Raw genomic sequence first — 5,005 nt, forward strand, 5'->3', positions numbered from 1 at the left:
GAATTTCCTGTAACATTGCCAATGCTTGGCGATAGAGGGGTTCGGCTTCGGCGTATCTCCCTTGACTTTTGTATAAAGTTGCCAAGTTGTTGAGGCTAGTTGCGATAGTAGGATGCTTTTCTGGCAGAATTTCCTGATACATTGCCAATGCTTGGCGATAGAGGGGTTCGGCTTCGGCGTACCTCCCTTGACTTTGGTATAAAGCTGCCAAGTTGTTGAGGCTAGTTGCGATATCAGGATGCTTTGCTGGCAGTATTTCCTGTAACATAGCCAAAGCTTGGCGAAAGAGGGGTTCCGCTTCGGCGTATCTCCCTTGACTTTCGTATAAACCTGCCAAACTGTTGAGGCTTCTTGCGATATCAGGATGCTTTGCTCCCAAAATTCGTTGCCTGATTTTTAGGGCATTTTCTGCTAAGGGAATCGCTGTATCATATTTACCTTGGTTGCCAAGTTCAAGTACCTGTCGATTTAATTTTTCTGCTTCGGCTAATTCCAAGTCATCTGCTGTAGCTTCTCGCCAACTCAGGGTATAGTTACCTGTTTTGCCAGCTTCCGCAGCATTAGCCAGAATATAGTAAGTGCCAGTAGCAGGTAAAGTTACAGTAATTCTGGCATTATTTCCAGCAGCGTAATCATAATCAATCAGTTTCTCAGAGTCAGCTAACAACAGACGGGGAATAAATTCACTGCTAGTTAACTCGATGGTAATCTGTTCCCCTGCTTTACCTTCTAAGGTATGGGTATTATAATAGGTTTTGTCTTTGTTCTGAGTTTTACTATTACTATCGAGTGTGCCGTTAATAGTTGCCGGGGTGAAGGTTTCCGCTTGTGCCAACTGCTGTGGTGGTGCAGAGTTTCCGTTGGTTTGGCTTTGGCTGCGGGTGGGTGTCAGTACAAGTGGCAGGATGATGAGGCTGGTGAGGAAGCAGGATAGGAGTTTTGGCTTCATTTTTGGTTACCCCTTGGGGATGTGGTTATTATCCCATATCTCTGGAGTGGTGGAGGTTATGCAGCGGATGGGTTGTTGGTGATTGGTGTGGGATCTGGGTATTTGCAGCGGATGGGTTGTTGGTGATTGGTGTGGGATCTGGGTATTGTGCCACCATTGACTGTAGGGGTGAAGGGTATGCGCGATGGATATTTTGGGTAAACCCCCCATTCTCGCCAATGGATAGGATTATCTTTCTCTATGAACCACTTCAGCTTCTCAAAATGGGGCGGTGGGAAGCTACACCTTATAATAAGGTAGTAATGTAAAGAAGTAATAACCTCATATCTTCGCGTCAGTAACCATTGTGTTTGTTCTTAGCGGCTACGAATATCTCTTAGGCTTCTTGCTGGCTGCCAGCTCGGTCCCTTTTCTGGCACTGTCTGCCTCTAAGCTCCTGCGCCCTGCTAGTCGCGGTGCTGAAAGGCGTACCACCTATGAATCCGGTATGGAACCCATAGGGGGGGCTTGGATTCAGTTTAATATCCGTTACTACATGTTTGCTCTGGTTTTTGTGATTTTTGATGTAGAAACGGTATTCCTATATCCTTGGGCAGTTGCTTTCAATCAACTGGGAGTTCTGGCTTTTATTGAAGCTCTCATCTTTATCGCAATTCTTGTTATTGCCCTGGTTTACGCTTGGCGCAAAGGAGCCTTGGAATGGTCATAAATACCAAAGTTACAACAGATAATGCTGCTTTAGGACAGTTCTCGAAAGGTAAAGTTACTAACCCAATTGAGCGACCGATTGTCACTCAAGATTTGTCAGAGAATGTCATTTTAACTACTGTAGATGACCTCTACAATTGGGCACGACTTTCGAGTTTGTGGCCTTTAATGTATGGCACTGCTTGCTGCTTTATCGAATTTGCAGCAATGATTGGTTCGCGGTTTGATTTTGACCGTTTTGGTTTGGTTCCCCGTTGCAGTCCCCGCCAAGCGGATTTAATTATTACCGCAGGAACTATTACCATGAAAATGGCTCCGGCGCTGGTACGTTTATACGAACAAATGCCAGAACCAAAGTATGTCATCGCTATGGGTGCTTGCACGATTACCGGAGGAATGTTCAGCGTTGATTCTCCTACTGCTGTACGCGGTGTAGATAAGTTAATTCCGGTAGATGTCTATATTCCCGGTTGTCCGCCACGCCCAGAAGCTGTGATGGATGCGATTGTGAAGTTGCGCAAGAAAGTTGCTACTGATTCTATGCAGGAACGAGGTAAATTGCGCCAAACACATCGCTATTACAGCACCACTCACAACATGAATTCTGTACCAGATATTTTAACTGGGAAGTATTTACAGTCAGGCACTCGTTATACTCCACCCAAGGAATTAACAGAAGCGATGGGAATTCCAGTACCACCCGCACTGAAGTCTTCTCAAAAGCAGGAGGTAAATCGTGGCTGAAGAATCTCAAGAAACTGCCCAAATAGTAACAGCGGGTAAAGTTTCAACCTGGCTGACAGAAAATGGCTTTGAACATGAGTTAATGGAGGCAGATCATCTCGGTGTTGAGGTGATTAAGGTTGATGCTGAGGTGTTAATTCCTGTGGCAACTGCTCTCTATGCTTATGGGTTTAATTACCTGCAATGCCAAGGGGGTTATGATGCTGGTCCTGGTGAAGAATTGGTCAGTTTTTATCACTTGATTAAACTAAGTGATAATGCTGATAAGCCAGAAGAATTGCGAGTGAAGGTATTTTTGCCACGAGATAATCCCATATTGCCGTCACTTTACTGGATTTGGAAAGCGGCTGATTGGCAAGAAAGGGAAACCTACGATATGTACGGCATTGTCTATCAAGGACATCCTAACTTGAAGCGGATTTTGATGCCGGAAGATTGGGTAGGTTGGCCATTGCGGAAGGATTATATCTCCCCAGACTTTTACGAGTTGCAGGATGCTTATTAGTTAAGGGATTTGATGCTTTATTGCTGGGATTGCGATCGCAATTTTATTATTGTGCGATCGCTTTTTTTGTTTATTTTTACTAATAAAAATTAGTCACTTGCTCAAATTGGGTTAGGGGTTGTACAATCAGTATTTTGGACGAGAGAAAAAACGCCCTCCCATATCACCTGTAAACTTAATTGAGACGAATTAGGAGAAAATAATGGAAGCCACAGCAAAAATCGCACCTGTAAATATTGGTATTTCCGAAAGCAATCGTGCAGAAATTGTCCAAGGGCTTTCTCGTCTATTGGCAGATACCTATAGCCTGTATCTGAAAACTCACTACTTCCACTGGAATGTCACCGGACCAATGTTTAATTCACTTCATCTGATGTTTGAACAACAGTATACAGAATTATCATTAGCAGTGGATGCAATCGCAGAAAGGATTCGCACACTAGGTTATCCTGCACCTGGTAGCTACAGCCAATATGCAGCATTAACTTCAATTCCAGAAACCAGTGAAGTTCCAGAAGCTGAAGAAATGGTACGATTGCTAGTAGAAGGAAATGAGGCAGTTGTCCGGACTGCAAGGTCTATTTTCCCTATTGCTGAAAGTGCTAATGATGAATCTACTGCCGATTTATTGACTCAAAGGATGAGTATTCATGAGAAAACAGCTTGGATGTTAAGGAGTAATTTGAAGTAAATTTTAATTTGTAGAGCAGGCAAGATGCCTGCTCGTGACAGGCAAGATGCCTGTCCTACATTTGATGTTTAAACGGAATTTGGTATAAGATCGAGGAAACTATTATGATAGGACAACACAAAGATCTCTACTGTAGTCGATGTGGGAGAGTAACTAACCATGTATCAGTTAGTTTTGAAGAATATAGCGATCGAGCCGCCACTACTATTGACTCGCGAGGAATTATTAATAATCTTTATACCAATTTGATAGGATTGTCTGCAAAAATAGTCTATGGCACTCCTTATCGGTGCTGTAATTGCGGACGACAATTGCGGACAGATAAATACTTGAAATAAAAAATATAATGAACGAGTCTAATCAACCTAATTATACCGAATTATTACAAGAAACAATGAATAAAGTCGGTGTTCATAGTTTTAACCACCTCAGTCAAGTCACAGGAGTTTCTAGGCGACAAATACAGCATTTACGGCAAGGAGAAGTATCGCAAATGCGAATAGAAACCCTGATGAAACTATCGGAAGCATTACAGTTATCGGCAAGTCAGTTGCTGAATATGTTTTCTTCAGAAGCAATATCTCATATTTCTTCTGAGCCAGAAAATTTGTCACTAAAGCAAGAATATCAGCGACTACAACAACAGTTAAATGTGCAGCGAGAGACATTAAGGCAGGAATTTCAACAGGCGAGTTTGCAAATAATAGAATCCTGGCTGGTACAATGGCCAACAGCGGCATACTCGGCTAGGCAAAATGAGCAGTTACCAGCGGTAAGATTACTGCCGTTAATTCAACCTGTGGAACAACTTATGGCAGAATGGGGAGTAATTGCGATCGCGTCTGTTGGTGAAGAAGTGCCTTACAATCCCCAATTCCACCAACTTATGTCAGGTACAGCTCAATCTGGTGATATGGTAAAAGTCCGTTATACTGGCTATCGACATGGGGATAAGCTACTTTATCGTGCTAAGGTGAGTCCGATTTAATATTAATCGTCCCCCAACTATTTCCAGCAACACTATATATAGTGTTGCTGTGTAATTATTATTTAACTCAAATCTTGCACCAGTTTCAATAACGGTAGGGTGGGCACTCCCTATTAACGTAATTATCAGCTTTTCAGCTTCTCCAGGGGAGTGCCCACCCTACATTAAACTTGTTTAACTAGAATAATCTTCCAGCCATTTGAGTAAATCCCCAATAGTAGAAAGATCCCACATCGCCTCTTCTAAACGTGCCAAATCTTGGCTGTTTAATCCTTCAATTAAAACAATTGTCGCAGAATTTAGTTCACCAAAACGGCGCTTAATTTGTCTTAATAGTACCATTCTTTCCCCTTCAATTTTTCCTTCTTCTCTTCCTTCTTCTCTTCCTTCTTCTCTTCCTTCTTCTCTTCCTTCTTCTCT

The 5,005-nt window shown here is 42.7% G+C and carries 8 protein-coding genes; 6 read left to right on the forward strand and 2 right to left on the reverse strand.

The genetic code is table 11. The features are described from left to right. Positions 1-949 (reverse strand): tetratricopeptide repeat protein (locus NJ959_RS10490; RefSeq protein WP_254011696.1); only part of this gene is annotated, 949 nt, incomplete at its 3' end. 346 nt (positions 950-1,295) lie between these two features. Here NJ959_RS10490 and ndhC point away from each other — a divergent pair. The 6 genes from ndhC (at position 1,296) to NJ959_RS10520 (ending at position 4,585) form a co-directional block, all read left to right on the forward strand. Next, on the forward strand, positions 1,296-1,658 hold the full coding sequence (gene ndhC / locus NJ959_RS10495; RefSeq protein WP_254011697.1) for a photosynthetic/respiratory NAD(P)H-quinone oxidoreductase subunit C: 363 nt from the start codon (positions 1,296-1,298) through the stop codon (positions 1,656-1,658). Beyond that, positions 1,649-2,401, forward strand: a complete 753-nt coding sequence (locus NJ959_RS10500; RefSeq protein ID WP_254011698.1) for an NADH dehydrogenase subunit K — start codon at positions 1,649-1,651, stop codon at positions 2,399-2,401. Before ndhC ends, NJ959_RS10500 begins: the two co-directional genes overlap by 10 nt. Continuing rightward, a complete protein-coding gene (locus NJ959_RS10505; RefSeq protein WP_309242596.1) occupies positions 2,394-2,906 on the forward strand; it encodes an NAD(P)H-quinone oxidoreductase subunit J in 513 nt (170 codons plus the stop codon). The genes NJ959_RS10500 and NJ959_RS10505 overlap by 8 nt, the downstream gene beginning before the upstream one ends. Positions 2,907-3,108: 202 nt before the next feature. Next, a complete protein-coding gene (locus tag NJ959_RS10510) occupies positions 3,109-3,597 on the forward strand; it encodes a Dps family protein (RefSeq protein ID WP_254011699.1) in 489 nt (162 codons plus the stop codon). A 104-nt stretch (positions 3,598-3,701) separates the two neighbouring features. Next, entirely contained in the window at positions 3,702-3,935 is a 234-nt protein-coding gene (locus tag NJ959_RS10515) for a hypothetical protein (protein ID WP_254011700.1), read from the forward strand. Between the two features lie 8 nt (positions 3,936-3,943). Next, positions 3,944-4,585 (forward strand): helix-turn-helix domain-containing protein, encoded by a 642-nt coding sequence (locus tag NJ959_RS10520; protein WP_254011701.1) that lies wholly within the window; start codon positions 3,944-3,946, stop codon positions 4,583-4,585. 174 nt (positions 4,586-4,759) lie between these two features. Here NJ959_RS10520 and NJ959_RS10525 read toward each other — a convergent pair. Further along, a partial coding sequence (locus NJ959_RS10525) for a DUF4351 domain-containing protein (protein ID WP_254011702.1) occupies positions 4,760-5,005 on the reverse strand: 246 nt, incomplete at its 5' end.

Origin of the sequence: Limnofasciculus baicalensis BBK-W-15, from assembly GCF_024178385.1 — a bacterium.
Classification (GTDB): Bacteria; Cyanobacteriota; Cyanobacteriia; order Cyanobacteriales; family Coleofasciculaceae; genus Limnofasciculus; species Limnofasciculus baicalensis.